Annotated in this window: 16 protein-coding genes and 1 tRNA gene; 9 read left to right on the top strand and 8 right to left on the bottom strand. The window is 55.0% G+C overall.

Features of this window, described 5'->3' with window-relative positions; all coding sequences use genetic code 11:
- Positions 1 to 62: 62 nt before the first annotated feature.
- The 6 genes from ACJJIY_RS06820 (at position 63) to ACJJIY_RS06795 (ending at position 7,181) form a co-directional block, all read left to right on the top strand.
- Complete coding sequence (locus ACJJIY_RS06820) at positions 63 to 761, top strand: DUF6515 family protein (RefSeq protein ID WP_444895401.1); 699 nt, start codon at positions 63 to 65, stop codon at positions 759 to 761.
- 232 nt (positions 762 to 993) lie between these two features.
- The gene (gene speA, locus ACJJIY_RS06815; protein ID WP_445359332.1) at positions 994 to 2,916 is read left to right on the top strand and encodes a biosynthetic arginine decarboxylase; all 1,923 of its coding nucleotides are present in this window, start codon (positions 994 to 996) and stop codon (positions 2,914 to 2,916) included.
- Between the two features lie 71 nt (positions 2,917 to 2,987).
- Complete coding sequence (locus ACJJIY_RS06810) at positions 2,988 to 4,181, top strand: saccharopine dehydrogenase family protein (RefSeq protein ID WP_444895403.1); 1,194 nt, start codon at positions 2,988 to 2,990, stop codon at positions 4,179 to 4,181.
- 69 nt (positions 4,182 to 4,250) lie between these two features.
- The gene (gene nspC / locus ACJJIY_RS06805) at positions 4,251 to 5,444 is read left to right on the top strand and encodes a carboxynorspermidine decarboxylase (RefSeq protein ID WP_444895404.1); all 1,194 of its coding nucleotides are present in this window, start codon (positions 4,251 to 4,253) and stop codon (positions 5,442 to 5,444) included.
- Positions 5,445 to 5,507: 63 nt separating this feature from the next.
- A complete protein-coding gene (gene speB, locus ACJJIY_RS06800; RefSeq protein ID WP_444895405.1) occupies positions 5,508 to 6,380 on the top strand; it encodes an agmatinase in 873 nt (290 codons plus the stop codon).
- 111 nt (positions 6,381 to 6,491) lie between these two features.
- Complete coding sequence (locus tag ACJJIY_RS06795; protein WP_444895406.1) at positions 6,492 to 7,181, top strand: DUF6515 family protein; 690 nt, start codon at positions 6,492 to 6,494, stop codon at positions 7,179 to 7,181.
- Here the strand turns inward: ACJJIY_RS06795 and ACJJIY_RS06790 are convergent.
- From ACJJIY_RS06790 to rpsF, 6 genes are all read right to left on the bottom strand, one after another.
- Positions 7,171 to 8,262, bottom strand: a complete 1,092-nt coding sequence (locus tag ACJJIY_RS06790) for a winged helix-turn-helix domain-containing protein (protein WP_444895407.1) — start codon at positions 8,260 to 8,262, stop codon at positions 7,171 to 7,173. The two genes, ACJJIY_RS06795 and ACJJIY_RS06790, sit on opposite strands and share 11 nt — an antisense overlap.
- Positions 8,263 to 8,316: 54 nt before the next feature.
- A complete protein-coding gene (gene dnaB / locus ACJJIY_RS06785; RefSeq protein ID WP_444895408.1) occupies positions 8,317 to 9,759 on the bottom strand; it encodes a replicative DNA helicase in 1,443 nt (480 codons plus the stop codon).
- A 109-nt stretch (positions 9,760 to 9,868) separates the two neighbouring features.
- Complete coding sequence (rplI, locus tag ACJJIY_RS06780) at positions 9,869 to 10,315, bottom strand: 50S ribosomal protein L9 (protein ID WP_282930238.1); 447 nt, start codon at positions 10,313 to 10,315, stop codon at positions 9,869 to 9,871.
- A gap of 36 nt (positions 10,316 to 10,351) precedes the next feature.
- Positions 10,352 to 11,194 (bottom strand): YybS family protein, encoded by an 843-nt coding sequence (locus tag ACJJIY_RS06775; protein WP_413664135.1) that lies wholly within the window; start codon positions 11,192 to 11,194, stop codon positions 10,352 to 10,354.
- A gap of 43 nt (positions 11,195 to 11,237) precedes the next feature.
- A complete protein-coding gene (gene rpsR / locus ACJJIY_RS06770; protein ID WP_108731487.1) occupies positions 11,238 to 11,468 on the bottom strand; it encodes a 30S ribosomal protein S18 in 231 nt (76 codons plus the stop codon).
- A 12-nt stretch (positions 11,469 to 11,480) separates the two neighbouring features.
- Complete coding sequence (rpsF, locus tag ACJJIY_RS06765; RefSeq protein ID WP_282930240.1) at positions 11,481 to 11,924, bottom strand: 30S ribosomal protein S6; 444 nt, start codon at positions 11,922 to 11,924, stop codon at positions 11,481 to 11,483.
- A gap of 307 nt (positions 11,925 to 12,231) precedes the next feature.
- Between rpsF and ACJJIY_RS06760 the strand changes: the two genes are divergently transcribed.
- Together ACJJIY_RS06760 and ACJJIY_RS06755 are read left to right on the top strand one after the other, a co-directional pair.
- Positions 12,232 to 13,059, top strand: coding sequence for an alpha/beta fold hydrolase (locus ACJJIY_RS06760; protein ID WP_444895409.1), 828 nt, complete (start codon positions 12,232 to 12,234; stop codon positions 13,057 to 13,059).
- 221 nt (positions 13,060 to 13,280) lie between these two features.
- The gene (locus ACJJIY_RS06755; protein WP_445359331.1) at positions 13,281 to 14,078 is read left to right on the top strand and encodes an isocitrate lyase/PEP mutase family protein; all 798 of its coding nucleotides are present in this window, start codon (positions 13,281 to 13,283) and stop codon (positions 14,076 to 14,078) included.
- A gap of 649 nt (positions 14,079 to 14,727) precedes the next feature.
- Here the strand turns inward: ACJJIY_RS06755 and rlmB are convergent.
- Both rlmB and rnr read right to left on the bottom strand, forming a co-directional pair.
- The gene (gene rlmB, locus ACJJIY_RS06750) at positions 14,728 to 15,483 is read right to left on the bottom strand and encodes a 23S rRNA (guanosine(2251)-2'-O)-methyltransferase RlmB (RefSeq protein ID WP_413664132.1); all 756 of its coding nucleotides are present in this window, start codon (positions 15,481 to 15,483) and stop codon (positions 14,728 to 14,730) included.
- Positions 15,484 to 15,495: 12 nt separating this feature from the next.
- Positions 15,496 to 18,234 carry a ribonuclease R gene (gene rnr / locus ACJJIY_RS06745; protein ID WP_445359330.1) on the bottom strand — a complete coding sequence of 913 codons (2,739 nt, stop codon included), beginning with the start codon at positions 18,232 to 18,234 and terminating at the stop codon, positions 15,496 to 15,498.
- 243 nt (positions 18,235 to 18,477) lie between these two features.
- Between rnr and ACJJIY_RS06740 the strand changes: the two genes are divergently transcribed.
- Positions 18,478 to 18,564: transfer RNA gene (locus ACJJIY_RS06740), tRNA-Leu, on the top strand.
- Positions 18,565 to 18,667: the final 103 nt, after the last annotated feature.

The following is an 18,667-nucleotide window of genomic DNA, read 5'->3' as shown; positions in this document are numbered from 1 at the left end:
ACGCCAAGATACACAAAAGACCTGATCTGAAAGAAAAGAGCCCCACGCTCGGGAGAGATGTTATGAAACACCTCACTACTGCCATCGCCACCCTAAGCCTGCTGCTGATCGCAGCACCTGCCCTGTCCGAGTCACATCGCGGACACCAGCGCGCCATGGACGACCACCACAAATATGGAAGAGCCGAACGCGAGCAGCGCCACTTAAAGAAACAGCACGACAAGCATCACGACCGCCAGCAGGAAAAGAAACGCCGCAGGCAAGAGCGCAAGAAAGAAGAGCGCAGACGTGAACGCAGAGAGGAGCGCCAGCACCGCCGCGAAGTTCGCCACGCCTATAAAGAGGGCTACAACAAAGGCTATAACAAAGGGCATAGGAAAGGCCACAAGCAGGGCCACCGCCACGAATATCGCGCGGCACACAGACCGGTTTACCGCCACGGTTATCGCGGCCACCGCCCCCACTACCGTCCCTCGCACTACGGTTATGGCTACCGCTGGCGCCACCTGCCGCGTAATTTCGTCAGTATCAGTATCGGAACAGCGGGCTTCTACTATAGCGATGGAATTTTTTATCGCCCGGCTTCTCACGGCTACGTAGTAGCCCAGGCCCCCCACGGTGCTATCGTGCACAGCCTGCCAGCATCAGCACTGACCGTGGCAGCCGGTGGACACAATTACTACGTGGCTTATGACACCTACTACCTTTGGGACCACAGCCACCGCGGCTACCGGGTTGTCCCCAAGCCGACCTATTACTGATTACTCAATCCCCCCTCCCTGCGGCCCTCGGGCCGCCTTTTTTTACTCAAATTTGCGCAGATCAATCACCTTCTTCAGCCCCCTGTCGCAGAGTGCAAAAGAGTTGGCCACCCACTCACTTCCCATTTACTTTTCAGTGCGCAAAAATTAGCGTTTTTTTATCTATAGTTATTGCTTTCCGGCCCTGCTGGGCCCAAGATTCGCGCCCGCCAAATATCAACAGAAAGGCGCCATGAAGAAGCAACAAGTAAAAGATTGGACTTGCGAAGATTCGGCCGAACTCTACGGCATCCGCAATTGGGGCGCCGGATATTTCGATTTGAACGAAAATGGTGAAATTTCACTGCAAGTCGACGGCCCCAACGGGGTAACACACAGTGTTTCGCTGATGGACATTGCCCGAGGCGCCACCGAGCGCGGCCTGGGTATGCCCCTGCTATTGCGTATTGAGAATTTACTCGAAGCGCAGATCGCCCGGATTAACGAATCTTTTGCCCGCGCTATCGACGATTGCGGCTACGGCAATGTTTTTCGCGGCGTGTTCCCCATTAAGGTGAACCAGCAGTGTCAGGTCATTGAAGAAATTGCCAATGCCGGACGCCGCTTTAACCACGGCCTGGAGGCGGGCAGTAAAGCAGAACTTATCGCTGCCCTGTCCATTCTGGATAACACCGAATCCCTGATCGTTTGCAACGGCTATAAGGACGAGGAATTTATCAACCTCGGACTGCAGGCCCAACGCCTGGGCGTACAGGTTTTCTTCGTTGTGGAAACGCCCTCGGAAGTGGAGACCATTATCCGCTGCGCCGAGCGCGAGCAGGTGCGCCCCAATATCGGCGCACGGGTAAAACTCGCCTCCAAGGTGGGCGGCTACTGGAATGCGACCAGTGGCGACCGCAGTATTTTCGGCCTGGGCAGTAACGACCTGATCGCCATGGTCGATCAACTGCGCAACCACGATATGCTCGACTGTCTCAAGTTGTTGCACTATCACCTGGGCTCGCAGGTACCGAATATCCGCGACATCCGCACCGGAGTTTTGGAAGCCTGCCGCTACTACGCCGATCTGGTGGAAGAAGGCGCACCCATGGGCTACCTGGATCTGGGCGGTGGCCTGGCGGTGGATTACGATGGCAGCAAGACCAATTACACCCACTCAAAGAATTACTCCCTGGACGAGTACTGTGTCGATGTAGTGGAAGCCATTATGGGCACCCTCGATAGCGAGGGAGTCGAACATCCGGTGATTATCACCGAATCCGGCCGCGCCACTGTAGCCTACTCCTCTGTACTGCTATTCGATATTCTCGACACTACCCGTTTCGAGCCGGTGGAGCTGGAGCACACCAAGATCAGCGAAGGCGACCACCAGATGCTGCTCAACCTGCAGGACGCAGTGCGCAGTATCACCCCCAAAAACCTGCAGGAGAGCTACAACGACGCCCTCTACTACCGCGATGAAGTGCGCTCTCTGTATCTGCACGGCCAGGTGAGCCTGCGCGAACGCGCCAATGCGGAAAACCTGTTCCTGCAGGGCGCCCAGGATATTCGCAAATTACTCGATGAGGCCGAAGAGATTCCCGCAGATCTGCAAGCTCTGCCGGAGGTACTGTCGGATATCTACTACGCCAATGTGAGCGTATTCCAATCGGTGCCGGATATCTGGGCTATCGACCAGGTATTTCCATTGTTGCCGATCCACCGCCTCGACGAAGCGCCGACGCGCTCCGCCATCATCGCCGACATCACCTGTGACTGTGACGGCAAGATCGACCGCTTTATCGGCCGGGAAAAAGAGCAGAAAACCCTGCCCTTGCACGAACTAAAAGATGGCGAGGACTATATCCTCGGCACCTTCCTGATCGGCGCCTACCAGGAAACCCTGGGCGACCTGCACAACCTGTTTGGGGACACCAATGTCGTGAGCGTACGCATTCAGGAAGACGGCAGCATCGACTTCAGCCACGAGATTCACGGCGACAGTATTTCCGATGTACTGAGTTACGTAGAATATCAACCCAAGGCGCTGTTCGAGCGCTTCCGCCGCCTGGCGGAACGCGCCGTGAAACAGGGGCTGATTACCGCTGCCCAGCGCAAGCAGATTCTGCAGACTTATACCGCCAGCATGAGCGGTTACACCTATTTCGAAAAGTAAGTTTGAATAATAAGGCGCCAGCGCCTTTGAAAAGATAGCGGCAATAAAAGCCGCAGATTAAGGAGATCTTTATGGCCAACGTACTGATCATCGGCGCCGGCGGTGTCGGCCAGGTGGTTGCGCACAAGTGCGCACAGGTTGCTGAGGTATTTGAGAATATCACCCTGGCAAGCCGCACCAAAAGCAAGTGCGACAAGATTGCCGCTATGCTGCCGCGCAAAATCGACACCGCTGAAGTAGATGCGGACAATGTGCCTGAACTGGTGAAGCTGATCGAAAAAGTGAAGCCGGACCTGGTCATCAACGTGGCCCTGCCCTACCAGGATCTGCACATTATGGATGCCTGCCTGGAAACCGGCGTGCACTACCTGGATACCGCCAATTACGAGCCGCCGGAAGAGGCCAAGTTCGAGTACAAGTGGCAGTGGGCCTACCAGGAGAAATTTGAGAAAGCCGGCCTGATGGCACTGCTGGGCAGCGGCTTCGATCCCGGCGTCACCAGCGTATTTACCGCCTACGCCAAGAAGCACCACTTCGATCGTATCCACACCCTGGATATTCTCGACTGTAATGCCGGCGACCACGGCCTGCCGTTCGCCACCAACTTCAACCCGGAAATTAATATCCGCGAGATCACCGCCAACGGTCGCTACTGGGAAAATGGCCAGTGGGTTACCACCAAGCCGATGGAAGAGAAACGCGTATTCAACTTCCCCGAAGGCATTGGCGATAAGGATATCTACCTGCTCTACCACGAAGAGCTGGAATCCCTGTCCAAGCACTTCCCGGAAATTGAGCGCGCGCGTTTCTGGATGACCTTTGGCGAGAGCTACCTGAAACACCTGGAAGTTCTGCAAAACGTCGGAATGACTAGCATTGAGCCGGTGGAATTCCAGGGCCAGCAAATTGTACCTATCCAGTTCCTTAAAGAGCTGCTGCCAGACCCCGCCAGCCTCGGCCCGCTGACCAAAGGCAAGACCTGCATCGGCAACATTATCCGTGGCACCAAAGACGGCGAAGAGAAAATCTACTACGTCTACAACACCTGCGACCACCAGGACTGCTACCAGGAAGTTCAATCCCAGGCGATCTCCTACACCACCGGCGTACCGGCCATGATCGGTGCCAAGATGATGCTGGAAGGCAAGTGGATGAAGCCCGGCGTGTGGAATATGGAGCAGATGGATCCAGACCCCTTTATGGATGACCTGAACAAGTACGGCCTGCCCTGGCAGGAAACCTGGTTGGATAAGCCCTTCCAGTAAATCGCTTCTTTCCCGACCTAGCGGGGCGGACTCCAGTGCCCGCCCCGCCGCACCAGGATATAACGCACCATGGACCTCACTCCCCCCGTTGACTATTTCGGCAGCTTCGATCCCTACCGCGTTCCCTCTCCCTGTTTTGTGATCGATGAAATTGCCCTGCGCAATAATTTGGCATTGCTCGCCGATGTACAGGAACGCAGCGGTGCCAAGGTACTGGCAGCGCTCAAGGCCTTTTCCATGTTCAGCACCGGGCCCATCGTGGCTGAATATCTATCCGGGACCTGTGCCAGTGGCCTGCACGAAGCCAAACTGGGGTTCGAAGAGTACGGCGGTCGCGACAAAGGCAAGGAAGTTCATGTCTTCAGTGCGGCTTACAAGAATGAGGAACTGCGGGAAATACTGCAATTTGCCCACCATGTAATTTTCAATTCCTTCTCCCAGTGGAAGCGTTTTCGGGAGTTGTGCCTGGATATGCAACAGCAGCGGCCAGAGCTGCGTTTTGGCCTGCGTATCAACCCTGAGCACTCCGAGGGCCACACCGATCTCTACGACCCCTGCGCCCCTTGTTCGCGCCTGGGCATCGTGCGCTCGCTGTTTGAAGGGGAGTCCCTCGAAGGCATCAGCGGCCTGCACTTCCACACGTTATGTGAACAGGATTTCAAACCTCTGCAGCGCACGATCGCTGCCGTGGAGGAGAAGTTTGGCGATCTGATACCACAAATGGAGTGGATTAATTTCGGCGGCGGCCACCATATTACTCGCCGGGATTACCAGGTGGATGAGCTGGTCGAAGCAGTGCGTAGCTTTTCCGACAAGCACAATGTACAGGTCTACCTGGAACCCGGTGAGGCCATCTCCCTGTTCGCCGGAGTCCTTGTGGCTGAGGTAGTGGATATCGCCTGGAACGGTGAAAACCAAGCCATCCTAGACGCCTCTGCCACCTGCCATATGCCTGATGTGCTGGAAATGCCCTACCGACCGGAAATTACCGGTGCCGCTCGCCCCGGTGACTTACCCCACACCTATCGCCTGGGCGGACAGAGTTGCCTGGCCGGCGACAGCATCGGCGAATACAGCTTCAGTCAACCACTGCGGATTGGCGAGCGACTGGTGTTCGAGGAAATGGCCTACTACACCATGGTGAAAACCAATACTTTTAACGGTATCCCCCTACCGGCTATCGCCCTGTGGAATTCGGATACCGACGACCTGAAGATGATCAAAACTTTCGGCTACGAAGATTTTAAGGAACGCCTCTCCTAAACAGTGCCGATAGAGATAGATGCGGCAGGCAATGAGTTATTGCCTCCGCCAGAGGACCAGTAGATGTTGTCAGAAAACGAATACCCCATTTTTCTCGGCTCCGAAATCGAGCAGCCGAAGCCGGAAGACGCCCTCTTTCACATTATCCCCATCCCCTATGAGGAAACCGTCTCCTACGGTGGCGGCACCGGCAAGGGCCCGGCCTCCATCCTGGAGGCATCCTGGCAACTGGAAACTTTTGACAACTTCTCCAACCCCTGTGACCTGGGCATCTACACCCGCTCGCCGGTCTCGGTTTCCGGCCCTGCAGAACAGGTGATGGAGAATATCGCCGCTGCCACCAAAGATGTGTTGGCGCTTGGCAAGATGCCGGTGGGTATCGGCGGTGAGCATTCGGTGACCTGGGGTATTATCAAGGGGCTACTGGACGCCGGCGAAACCGATTTTGGCGTGGTGCAGATCGATGCCCACGCCGACCTTCGCGATCGCTATGAGGGCCACAAACACAGCCACGCCAGCGTGATGCGTCTAGTGGTAGAAGCCGGTGTCCCCTTGTTCCAGCTGGGTATCCGCGCCTATTGCGAAGAGGAAGTGCAGGCCCGCAAGGACCACAACGTGGGCTATCTGGATGCCCACCAACTGGTGCCCAACAATGTGCAGGAATTCCAGTTACCGGAGAATTTCCCCAAGAAAGTCTTCTTTACACTGGATGTGGACGGTATGGACCCATCGGTCTTCCCTTCCACCGGCACCCCGGTACCCGGTGGTCTCGGCTGGTACCAGACCCTCAACTTATTCGAATCCGTTGCGCGACAAAGAGAGATTATCGGCTTCGATCTGCTGGAATTTGCACCGATCGAGGGCTTTCACGCCTATGATTTTGCCGCCGCACAGCTGATGTATAAGCTGATGGGAATCATTCAGCGCAACCGCTGACCACTGATCCAGCCTCCGGCACTTTGACAATTCTTAACCAATTAACCTGTCTTTAATGTCAGGATAAGGGTTAGTATGTCAAATGTGAGTAATCACTTCGCTGGAGAGACTGTGAATAAACTGAATGTCGTAATTGGCGCCAGTGCGTTCCTGGCGCTGGCCGCTTTTGCCTTTAGCCCACCGGCCGATGCGCGCGGTTATGAGCGCGGGGGAGATCATCGCCACCACCACCGTGGCGGTGTTTATCGCGGACCACGTGTTTCGATCGGATTTGTTGCGCCCGTACTACCCGTTGGCCATGTGCGTGTCGCAGTTGGCGGACGTCCTTTTTACTACCATGGCGGGCACTTCTACCGCCACGGTCCCCGTGGTTACGTCGTTGTCGCTGCCCCTCTGGGCGCCTCGGTAGTCACCCTGCCAACTAGTGCTGTCAGAGTCCATGTAGGCGGAATTACTTATTACCAGTACGCCGATGCCTACTATCAGTGGCACCCGGCTACTCGAACTTATGTCGTAGTAGCACCACCTGCAGTGGCTGTAGCTCCAGCACCCGTAGCCGTTGTTCCAGCGCCTGCGCCGGCTGTCGCCGTTCCTGTTGCAACGGCAGCAGCTCCCGCTACTGTGCCTGCAACCCCGAACCCGGGCCCTGAGGGTTTCCAGCCCGGACAAGTGGTGGAAACCCTACCCAATGGCTACGCCGCTGAAATTATCAATGGCATCCAGTACTACCGCTATGGCGGCAATTACTTTATGCCGACCCAGCGCGATGGCCAGGAAGTCTACGTAGTCGTCAAGCTGTAAGCGCGGCTTCGCTTTCCAGCCCGTGAAAACGGGCAAACTGCCCCAGAGCCCGGTGGTAACTCGCCTCCAGCGAGACACCGGGTTTCTTGTCCCAGTGCAGGGCCTCTACCCGCAATACACCCGCATCCCGATCAGCCTTCAAATCCACCTGCCCCACGAATTGATCGCCGTATAAAATCGGCAGGCAAAAATAGCCATAGCGGCGCTTGGCCGCCGGTACATAGCACTCCAATTGATATTCAAAATCAAACAGCCGGCGCAGGCGTTTGCGCTGCAATATCACTGGGTCGAATGGGGATAACAGGCGCACTTTGCGCGATGGTCGTACCGGCCCCCAATCCAGATGCTCGGTGAGCATCAGCTCTTTCCCCCACTGAGTGAGTTCACCGGTTGCCAACATGCGCTTAATTGCCAGCTGGATAAGGGGTTTGTCGTCCCTGCGCAGGTAAGCAATTTCCTCCACTCGGCCAATCCCCTGGCACCCCAGAAAAGTTCGCACCAGATGGCTGCCGTACTCAATTTCCGAGGCGGCATTGGTCGAGATTCTTGCTGGCAGTATCCGCTCCGGGAGATCGAAGACTTTTTGAAAGCCCTCCCGGTGGCTGACCATCAGCTCACCTTCATGAAACAACTGCTCCAGGGCTTTCTTTTCATCGGACCACTCCCACCATCCACTCTTGGTGCGCACAAAATCACTGGCCCGCAGAGCGCCCTCCTCTCGCACACGATCAAGAACATAGCGACACAGCTTGGCATTCTTCTCAAACCAGTGGCGCTGACCGGCGCGGATACGATCCATACGCACCCGCGCATAGGGGTAGTGGGCCATTGGCAGGTAGGCAGCGGCGTGGGACCAGTACTCGAAAATTTCGCGGTGCTCTTCAGCTTCAGCCAGGTGTGACTCGCGGTAACGGGGCAGGCGATTGTAGAGCTGGTGGTGGTGGGCCCGGGTAATTCGCTGGATAGCATCCAACTGTAGGGCGCCAAGATGTTGCAACAACCCCGACAATCCTTCAGTCCAAGAGCTGTGGATAAATTGGCGTTGCAGCACCAGTGCGCGGATCTTTTGCTCGGATAACAAGAAGTGGCTCCCCTAGGCTCGGATATTCGACAGCCGCGAACCTAGCAGAAAGGCTTATTCGCCCTGGTAGTATTCTGGCGCCAGATTGTCGAAGCGAGTGTATTTGCCCACAAAGGCTGCGCGGCAGGTGCCGATCTCACCGTTACGCTGCTTGCCGATAATCAACTCGGCCATCCCTTTATCCGGGCTGTCCTCGTTGTAGTATTCATCGCGGTAGATAAACAGGATCACGTCAGCGTCCTGCTCGATCGCCCCGGATTCCCGCAGGTCCGAGTTCATCGGCCGTTTGTTGGGGCGCTGCTCTACTCCCCGGTTGAGCTGCGACAGGGCAATCACCGGGCACTCGTATTCTTTCGCCAGCGCCTTGAGAGAGCGGGAGATCTCGGAGATCTCCTGGGTGCGGCCCTCAGTAGACCCCTTCACCTGCATCAGCTGCAGGTAGTCCACCATAATCATGGCGGGCATACTCTTGGCCTCGGCGTCTTCGCGGCTTAACTTGGGGTTCTCGCGCATCAATTTGTTGATGTGATCGCGCACCGTGCGCTTGGTACGGGCGCGCACCTCGCTGGGACTCAGTGCCGGCGTATCGTCGATATACAGGGACTTGCCTTTCATCTTCTGCACGGCGCTGGATAGCTTGGGCCAATCCTCTTCCTGCAGCTTGCCGTTCCTGATGCGCCCCTGGTCGATACGACCAATAGAGGACAACATCCGCATCACCAGGCTGTCCGAGGGCATCTCCATACTGAAGACCAGAGTCGGGCTCTCCTGGCAGAGCATGGCGCTCTCGATAAAATTCAATGCCAGTGCGGTCTTACCCATGGAGGGACGTGCGGCGAGAATAACCAGTTCGCCCGGCTGCCAGCCGGAGGTGCGCTGGTCCAGTTCGCTCAGACCGGTGCTGATACCGGTGATATCACCCTCGGTCTTGAACAGCTCATCGATGCGCTCGACGGTCTTTTTCAGCAGGGTATCCACGCCGACAAAGCCGCCCTCTTTGGCGCGCCCCTCGGCAATTTCCGCCACGCGGCGCTCGGCCATCTGCAGCAGATCGGCGGAAGCGAGGCCACCGGGATTAAAACTGGTGCGGCTGATCTCACCGGCGGCGGCGATCAACTGGCGCAGCATGGAGCGCTCACGCACGATCTTGGCGTAGGCGACGATATTCGCTGCGGAGGGGGTATTTTCGGCCAATTCCGCCAGGTAGGCAGGGCCACCCACTTCACCGAGCAAGTCGCGGCTGGCGAGGCCTTCGGCGAGAGTAACGATATCCAGGGGCTGTTCGCCATTGCTCAGCTCGCCCATAACCGCAAAGATCTTGCGGTGGCTGGCACTGAAGAAGTCCTCTTCACTCAGCTGTTCGGCAACGGCATCAATACGGCCCGGGTCCAGCATCAGGCCGCCGAGCACAGACTGCTCCGCCTCTACCGAATGCGGCAGGGGTGAACTCTCTTCGCTGTGGATCTCTTCTTCAGGGGCGGCGTATTCGTCGATCATGGGACTTTACTGGATAGTAAAAACAAAACAGGCGCTGGACCCGATAGGGTGCAGCGCCCGATTGTAGCGCGGCTGGCGCCCGAAGCACCAACCGTTCGTCAACAAAACCTTACTCGGCTTCGATAACGACTTTAACTGCAGCAATTACGTCGGAGTGCAGCTGTACGTCTACGTCGTACTCGCCCACTTCGCGCAGCGCGCCTTCCGGCAGCTTAACTTCAGCTTTAGCTACTTCAACGCCACCAGCGGAGATCGCTTCAGCGATGTCGCGAGTGCCGATAGAACCGAACAGCTTGCCTTCGTCGCCAGCGTTAGCAGCGATGGTAACAACCAGATCGGCCAGCTTGGTAGCGCGGCTCTCAGCTTCAGCCAGCTTAGCGGCAGCAGCGGCTTCCAGTTCAGCGCGCTTAGCTTCGAACTCAGCAATGTTTGCGGCGGTAGCAGCAATTGCCTTACCAGTCGGCAGCAGGAAATTGCGGCCAAAACCGGCTTTAACATCAACGCGGTCACCCACGTTGCCCAGTTTGCCTACTTTATCGAGCAGAATAACTTCCATCTCGGTTTCCTCAATTTCTGTATTGTGCGGGCGCGCTTATTTGGAAGAGCGTCCGCGAATATCTATCCAGCTATCTACCAGGGCCAGGCCGCAGAGGAAGCCCGCCAGGGGCAGCCCTCCAATCACCAGCATGATGTACATCGCCACCAGGGGACCTACTCCCCAACCGCGACTGGCAACCAGCCAGTGGACCAGGGCAATACCAGCTACCACCATCGGGAACGCAATCACAGCTCCCCAAAATGCGTAGCCTGGGGTTACCAAGCTGACTACCCACAACAACATGCTTGTCGCTGATAGCCACAGGGGCAGGCGCAGCTGGTGGAACTCCTGGCGGAAACCGCCGGGGTTGTACAGCAGGGCCTGCCAGTAACGCCCCAGTACCAGAGCCAATGTGGCGCTCATCGCCGATATCAGGCCCAGGTAACCGGTAATTTGCAATTCACCCGAAAATATCTGCTTCAGTTCATCCATTGGAACAGTATTGGGCTGTTCCGCTGCATTCTCGACTGCCTGCAAGAACCCTTGCATCAGTCCTCCACTGAAGAGAGAGGTCAGCAATATGCCTGCTGCCGATGCCGCCGTTACAGCCACCAGGCCAGCGGCCCAGGAGCGACTGCTGCGCAATGCCATGGCGCCGCAAAAAACTGCAACAAAATGGCCTGCGGATATACCAGTCACCAGTGGTGGTACATGACCACTCATACCCATAACGACAATCGGCAACAGAGCCCAGGCCAAAACCATCAGGCCGTCACTGCTGCCTCGGCGCAAACTCACCAGAGCGAGAATTGCCGGGCTTATCAGCGGAATCCCCAACATGGTGAGGATTACCGCCCTGACGCGTCCGCGCATAATAAATTCAGCTACGGCGCGCATATCTAGATAGCTTCTCTATTAATGAGTCTAAGCAAACTGCGGCTTAGGCTTCGTGGCTGTCCGTGTACGGCAGCAGGGCCAGGTAGCGAGCGCGCTTGACCGCAGAGGCCAGCTGACGCTGATACTTGGCTTTGGTACCGGTAATACGGCTAGGAACAATTTTGCCAGTCTCGGAGATGTAGGCTTTCAGGGTATCGAGATCTTTGTAGTCGATACGCTTAACACCTTCAGCGGTGAAACGGCAGAACTTGCGACGACGGAAAAAACGTGCCATCTGATAATCCCCTTACTCTTCGCTTTCAGCGTTATCGGAAGAAGCTTCTGCAGCGTCGGAAGAAGCTTTCTCTTCTCCGGCGCGCTCGCGACGCTCGGTGCGCTCTGCACGGGCAGCTTTGCGCTCACGGCTTTCTTTTTCCGCTTTCATGATCGGGCTCTCTTCAGTGATCGCCTCGTCTTCACGAATTACCAGATTACGGATAACCGCATCGTTGTAACGGAAGTTGGTAGTCAGTTCCTCAAGGGCTTCTTCAGAACATTCTACGTTCATCAGAATGTAGTGAGCCTTGTGGATCTTGTTGATCGGGTAAGCCAGACGGCGACGGCCCCAGTCTTCCAGACGGTGAACCTGTCCACCGCTCTCCTTGATGGACGCAGTGTAGCGCTCCACCATGCCAGGTACCTGCTCGCTCTGGTCCGGGTGAACCAGGAATACAATTTCGTAATGACGCATTTTAGCTCCTTACGGGTTAATCAGCCTCTCGGACAGTCCGATGAGGCAAGGAGTACAACGGGCACGGATAAACCGGGCCCATTGCGGGCGGCGTATTCTAGGCAGTTGTGGGGTTGGTTGCAAGTTAACCAGTTGCATCAGGCCCTGTGCCTTCGCCCACCCGGTTGCAAGCTGATCAAAATGACTACCCTGCCACTCGCCTTGTCTCTGAGATTTGGCGGATTGGGACACAGCACTGCTCGGTCTGGTCATGGGTTTGGCAAGCTGGCTTCGCCTATGATGCCGGACTGTTAAAGGGAGAAGTACCATGCCCCAACAAACCCACCAATTAGAATTTGGCGCCTTCCAGGTACCAGTAACCACAGTACACAACGGCGAAGGCCCCCTGGTATTGGTACTTCCCGCGATGGGCGTACCGGCCAACCGCTACCGCCTGCTTCTGGAAGAGCTGCAAAAGCTCGGTTACAACACCGCCATCAGCGAATTGCCCGGCACCGGGGAGAGCCTGCCGCGCCCCCACCGAAATGCCGACTACGGTTACAACGATCTGGTGTTTTCGTTTATCCCACAGTTAATCCAACTGCTGGAACAGCAATTCCCTCAGGGGCCAGCACTGATTCTCGGCCACAGTATCGGCGGTCAAACCAGCACCCTGGCAGCCCGCGCCGGCCTCACTGGCAACGCCAAGGTTGTCAGCATCGCCTCCGGCCATGTGGACCATCGCAGCTGGAGTGGTCTGCACAAATACGCCATCCTGCTCTTCGCCTCAATTGCCAGTGTGACCTCAAGCCTGCTGGGTTATTTCCCCGGTGCGCGCATGGGATTCGGCTGGCGCGAAGCGCGCAGGCTAATGAAAGACTGGGCCCGATCCATATTTAGCGGCCGCTTTGCTCCAGAGGATCGCTTTGGGCAAATGGAAAAGACAAGCCAGCCCACCCTGCATATTGCGCTGGACGGCGACCCCTTCGCCCCTATTCAGGCCGCCCGTAAATTAGCGGCGATCGTCGGCGGCGAAACCCGGGAGATGAAACCCACTTATCCCAAGGGCAACCCTCACCTCAGCTGGATCAAGAATCCCGCCCCCGTAGTTGAGGCAGTACAGCAGTGGCTACACAAAGATCCCGCTCTCAACTGATTCCTTTTTTCTGTCTTTCCTGCATGGCCAAGAAAGCAATTCACAGCTTTCTTAGCCATGTATTAATAAAAACTGCCCGCTCCACCTCCCTCCCACATCGCAGCCAACAATCTTATTTGTCTTTCCGGTTTTCATGGTTCAGTTCCGATTGTGGCCAGTGAACCAATCTCTTGAGCGGTAAATTCACCACTCAAACGACATCGCTAAAGTAGGTTATCCCGATGAACAACAGCCCATTCAATACCTTCACCCAATTGCATCGTGCCGCAGCCCCATTGATCCTGCCAAATGCGTGGGATGCTGCCAGCGCTTTAATCTGCCAAAACACAGGCGCCCAAGCGGTAGGTACCAGCAGTGCCGCCGTCGCCTGGTCACTGAGTTATGCCGATGGCGGCGCGCTACCCGTTGAGGAACACTTGAACGCTATCGCACGGATTTCCCGGGTGACCTCATTACCTCTGAGTGTGGATATTGAAGATGGATATTCCCAAAACCCCAAACAGGTAGCTGAGCTGGCCTGTAAAATGGTGGAGCTGGGCGTAGTGGGTATCAATATTGAAGATGGTAACGGCACGCCCGAATCTCTCAGTGAAAAGCTCGGCGCTATTCGTAATGCACTGAACGGCCGCCCGCTTTTTATTAATGCCCGTAGCGATGTTTATCTCAATGCACTCGCAAGCGGTGATAAAGCGGTAAATATGTGCATAGAGAGGTTAGAGCTTTATAAGAGTTCCGGTGCTGACTGCGGCTTTGTGCCTGGGCTCTCTTCAGTTGAGGAGGCAAGGAGTTTGGCAGCGGGTATCGACCTGCCAATCAATATTATGCTGCTTCCGGGAATTGCTCCTATATCAGAGTTTTTTGCCGCAGGCATAAAGCGCTTTAGTACCGGGCCAGCTTTATTCCAATCTGTCTATGGCCATTTAAGCGAATCATTAAAACAGCTGGCAGCGGTTAAAAGTGACACTAATTTGTTTAGTAAGGCGTTGGACTACGGCACTATGAACTCTGCATTTACTTAAAGGATGTGGAAAGAAGTTTTATGTCCGAGTATTTCTATACCCGGCTTGTAAGGACTTGCAGTAACCCCGTGGATCAAAGTTTCGAAAGAACTAAATAAATCTCCGCTCACCAACCTAATATGGGAACACCGCAAGTTTAAATATTGAGCAATTCTCTAAATCTTAAATTGGGAAAAATTAGCTGTAGATATTTATACGACCCAACTGATGAGTTTAAAGAAACCATTACTCTATTAGGTAAGAGCCAGTTACCATTATTTATTTCGATTGCCAACCTGCCCACTTAGCAACATCTACCAGAACAACAAATGGTACTACTATCAGCCACCCACAAATACTTTTCATTCTCAGAAATATATTATTTTCCTAGTATCATTCTATGCCTCTGATATAAGTGCCATGACACTTTAACTTTTAGAGCAGTGTCAAATTGCTGCTTTTTATCTCAGCAAATATTAATAAGAAAGCCCTAAGGGGCTCCGAATAACTAAGCGATTCGAGAATCCAATTAACAATAAAAGTCATGGTAGATACTTTCATCACCATCCAGAGGTTATTTGGAAAGCTTTATAGAGGCCAGATTTGTTATAACCACTAGATTGCACGGCCAGTGAAGATCATCCCTAGCACGCGCAGAATAGATCAACTATTAGCCGTTGCGCTGACGCACGGCCTCAAACAAGCAAACACCTGTGGCAACAGAAACATTTAAGCTACTTACCTCTCCCGCCATAGGAATTTTGATCAGATGATCGCAATGTTCCCTAGTCAGACGCCGCAAGCCGCTGCCCTCGGCCCCCATGACTAGTGCCAAGGGGCCGGTTAATTGGCTTTGGTATACATCCTGTTTCGCCTCACCGGCTGCACCATAAATCCACACTCCCGCCTGCTGCAGCTGCTGTAACGCGCGAGCCAGGTTAGTCACGGTGACAAAGGGCAATACTTCGGCAGCGCCGCAGGCCACTTTGCGGGCTGTTGGCGTCAGCCCGGCAGATTTATCTTTCGGCGCAATCACCGCATGTACTCCGGCAGCCTCTGCCGAGCGCAGGCAGGCACCCAGGTTGTGGGGATCAGTCACTCCATCCAGCACTAATAAGAAAGGTGCTTCCCCGCGCTGATCCAGTTTTTTCAGCAGGTCGAACAGGAATTTCTCATCGTGGACTTTTGTTTTGCCAGAACAGATGGCAACGACACCCTGGTGATTAGCGCCATCCTCTACTTTCTCATCCAGCGCTCGCCGGTCGATAAAGCGCACGGCAATATCATTTTTTTCCGCCTGCTGGATTATTTTTTGCAGGCGCTGATCCTTGCGGCCACGCAGTAACAGAAGCTCCGATACATTCTGCGGAGAACCTTTTAGGAGGGCCTGCACCGCGTGCAGGCCATAGATAACTTCCTGACTCAATTTATTCCTCGATCACTTTTTCTTTTTACTGCTAGAAGAAATCTTTTTCTTCTTTTTTAGTTTACCCGAACGGGTTTTGGCGTTTTCAGCCTTTTGCGCGGCTTTACGGGCAGCCACTGCAGGCCGCTTTCCGCCCTTGCGTGTCGGGGTACGCTTTTTAATCTTGCGTTTGGGCTGGGCATCTTCGCCTTGCCTGCCTTCACCTCGCCTATTGAGCGGCTCTTTTTCCGGTTTTGCTACAGGGGCTTCAACACTGGCCTCCACTGGCACAGCCTCATCTGATCCCACCTTGCGCTTGCGGAAAGGCGAGGACTTGGCTGTGGTCTCGGTATGCTTGGCCCAGGGGTTAGCACTGGTATTGCTGGTTTTTTCTTTTTTATCGCGGCCCCGGCGCTCGCGTTCCAACTGATGTTCTACTGCCATTTCCATAGCGCGGGCACTCACCCGCGTACTCTCTTTCTTTTTCTTCGACTCACGCTTTGCGCGTGGGACCAGTTCATTCAAGGTGAAATCCACCTTGCGCTCTTCGAGATCCACCCGTGCAACCTGCACGGTGACAGAGTCACCCAAATGATAACGCTTGCCACTGCGCTCCCCGATAAGACGCTGGTGCGCCTGCTCAAAGCGGTAATAGTCTTTGGGTAGGGCGGTGACATGAATCAGCCCCTCCACGTAGAGATCATCCAACTCCACAAATAATCCAAAGCCGGTTACCGCACTGATAACACCGGAATAGGTTTCGCCCACATGATCCTGCAGGTATTCACATTTTAGCCAGCTGAGCACATCCCGGGTCGCATCATCGGCACGCCGCTCGGTCAGGGAACACTGCTCCCCAAGTTGCAACATGGCCGGCATGTCGTAGGGCAAAATCTGCTCGCGAGCTATCGGTTTGGCACCGGGCACAGAGTGAACTTTTTTTGCCACCGCAGCTTGGTTGGCGCTGCCGTTGCGTATCAACCAGCGCAGCGCTCGATGCAGGAGCAAATCCGGATAGCGGCGAATCGGGGAGGTGAAATGGGCATAGGCTGGGTAATCCAAACCGAAGTGTCCGCGATTCTCCGGCTGGTAAACCGCTTGGTTCATAGAGCGCAGCAGCATCACCTGAATAATATGCGCATCTGCACGGCCCTCGATCTGCTCCATCAGGTCCTGGAAGTCTTTGGGCTGGGGCTCACCACCACCGGGAAGGCGCAATCCCAATTCACCCAGGTATTCGCGCAAATTACTGAGTTTTTCCTCTTTGGGCGCATCGTGTACCCGGTAGAGTGCGGGCAGTTCCGATAGCTCCATCAGACTCGCCGCGCAGACATTGGCCGCGAGCATACACTCTTCGATCAGCTTGTGAGCATCGTTGCGCACCACCGGGATAATCCGCTCAATTTTTCGCTGGGCGTCAAATATTATCCTCGTCTCAGTCGTTTCAAAATCAATGGCCCCACGGCGCTCCCGCGCTCCTCGCAATGCCAGGTAGAGATCGTGCAGGTTATCCAAGTGTGGAATCAGGGTCGCAAATTGCTTGCGGGCACCACTGTCGCGGTTATCCCGCTCATCGAGTATTTGCCCTACCTGGGTATAAGTCAGGCGCGCGTGGCTGCGCATAACCGCCTCAAAGAAACGATAATCCTGAATTTCACCGCTTCGGTTGATGTGCATTTCGCACACCATACACAACCGATCGACATCGGGGTTCAGGGAGCAAAGGCCGTTGGACAATTTCTCCGGCAGCATGGGTACAACGAAATCCGGAAAATAAACCGAGTTTCCACGGCCGTGCGCTTCCTCATCCAACGCACTACCCGGACGTACATAGTGGGAAACATCGGCAATGGCTACCAGCAATTTCCAATTGCCATCGAGTAAAAGTTCGCAATAGACCGCATCATCAAAATCCCGCGCGTCTTCACCATCAATAGTAATCAGCGGCAGCTGGCGCAGATCCACCCGGGATTTTTTGTGATCCTCAAGCACTTCATCGGCGATTTCATTGACCTCCGCCGTCAGTGCACTGGGCCAGGTGTGGGGAATTCCGTAATTGCGAATCGCAACGTCAATCTCCATACCCGGGGCAAGGTGGTCACCGAGAACTTCGCTAACCTCACCTTGCGGCACTTTATCCCGGCCCGGTTGGGTAACAATTTTTACTACGACATACTGGCCGTGATTGGCTCCGGCGGTATCCTCAGAGGCCACCATAATATCCAGGTTAATACGAGGATTGTCCGGGCGCACAAAACAAATACCGTTTTCCCGGTACAGGCGCCCAGCCAGCTGGTCGGTATTGTGCTTGATCACCCGAACAACAGCGCCCTCGCGTTTACCGCGAAAACCTCCGGGCGTTTCCCGCACTAATACTTCGTCACCATCAAAGACTTTGCGCATCTGTCGGTGGGATAAAAAAAGATCGGTGCCGCCATCGCTGGGGATAACAAAACCAAAACCGTCCCGGTGCCCCATAACCCGGCCGCGTATCAGGCTCATTTTATCCAGAACACCAAAATCACCGGCGCGGTTGCTGGCAATCTGCCCATCCCGGGACATGGCGATCAAGCGGCGGCGCACCCCTTCGCGGCGATCCTCATCGGTTATTTCCAGTAAATCGGCCACCGCTTCCCAGGGCACAGGTTCCGCCTGCTTCTCAAGGACTTGTAACAAGTACTCCCGACTGGGCACGGGCTTTTCATATTTCTCCGCCTCGCGCTGGGCATGAGGGTCAACATTGAAGGGGTCTGAGGTATTTTTTTGAGTCAAAACAGCATCCGTTGTTGGGCAGTTGCCAGGGTTGGCAACCTCCGGAGATTATCCGGCCATAAAGAAAGGCGGCGCCGATGGTGGATTCCTGGTCAATAATTCGCCGCTATTGCACGCATTATAAGCGATTTCGCCGATTTTCCCGACCCAAGAAAGAAATGTTGAAAAAAGCGCAACGCAGCCGTTGACACAGGGGGGGCAGATCTCTATAGTTCGCGTCCTCAACGGAGCACACGTTGAATTGCCCAGGTGGCGGAATTGGTAGACGCGCTAGCTTCAGGTGCTAGTGACCTTACGGTCGTGGAGGTTCAAGTCCTCTCCTGGGCACCAATTCCAAAAAGGCTGACTCGCAAGAGTCGGCCTTTTTTGTTTGTGGATTTTACAGTTGCCAAGATCACTCCGCTTCTTTTCGATTACTTCAAAAGATAAAACA

This window comes from Microbulbifer maximicatervae (SeqCode), assembly GCF_052468155.1.
This window is presented reverse-complemented; position numbering and strand designations above follow the sequence as displayed.

Excerpts from the sequence above, each read along its gene's own strand:
- speB (WP_444895405.1), top strand. The coding sequence starts at position 5,508 with ATGTTGTCAGAAAACGAATACCCCATTTTTCTCGGCTCCGAAATCGAG.
- ACJJIY_RS06775 (WP_413664135.1), bottom strand. The coding sequence starts at position 11,194 with ATGCGCGCCGTAGCTGAATTTATTATGCGCGGACGCGTCAGGGCGGTA.
- ACJJIY_RS06760 (WP_444895409.1), top strand. The coding sequence starts at position 12,232 with ATGCCCCAACAAACCCACCAATTAGAATTTGGCGCCTTCCAGGTACCA.
- speA (WP_445359332.1), top strand. The coding sequence starts at position 994 with ATGAAGAAGCAACAAGTAAAAGATTGGACTTGCGAAGATTCGGCCGAA.
- nspC (WP_444895404.1), top strand. The coding sequence starts at position 4,251 with ATGGACCTCACTCCCCCCGTTGACTATTTCGGCAGCTTCGATCCCTAC.
- ACJJIY_RS06820 (WP_444895401.1), top strand. The coding sequence starts at position 63 with ATGAAACACCTCACTACTGCCATCGCCACCCTAAGCCTGCTGCTGATC.
- dnaB (WP_444895408.1), bottom strand. The coding sequence starts at position 9,759 with ATGATCGACGAATACGCCGCCCCTGAAGAAGAGATCCACAGCGAAGAG.
- rpsR (WP_108731487.1), bottom strand. The coding sequence starts at position 11,468 with ATGGCACGTTTTTTCCGTCGTCGCAAGTTCTGCCGTTTCACCGCTGAA.
- ACJJIY_RS06755 (WP_445359331.1), top strand. The coding sequence starts at position 13,281 with ATGAACAACAGCCCATTCAATACCTTCACCCAATTGCATCGTGCCGCA.
- rpsF (WP_282930240.1), bottom strand. The coding sequence starts at position 11,924 with ATGCGTCATTACGAAATTGTATTCCTGGTTCACCCGGACCAGAGCGAG.
- rplI (WP_282930238.1), bottom strand. The coding sequence starts at position 10,315 with ATGGAAGTTATTCTGCTCGATAAAGTAGGCAAACTGGGCAACGTGGGT.
- ACJJIY_RS06810 (WP_444895403.1), top strand. The coding sequence starts at position 2,988 with ATGGCCAACGTACTGATCATCGGCGCCGGCGGTGTCGGCCAGGTGGTT.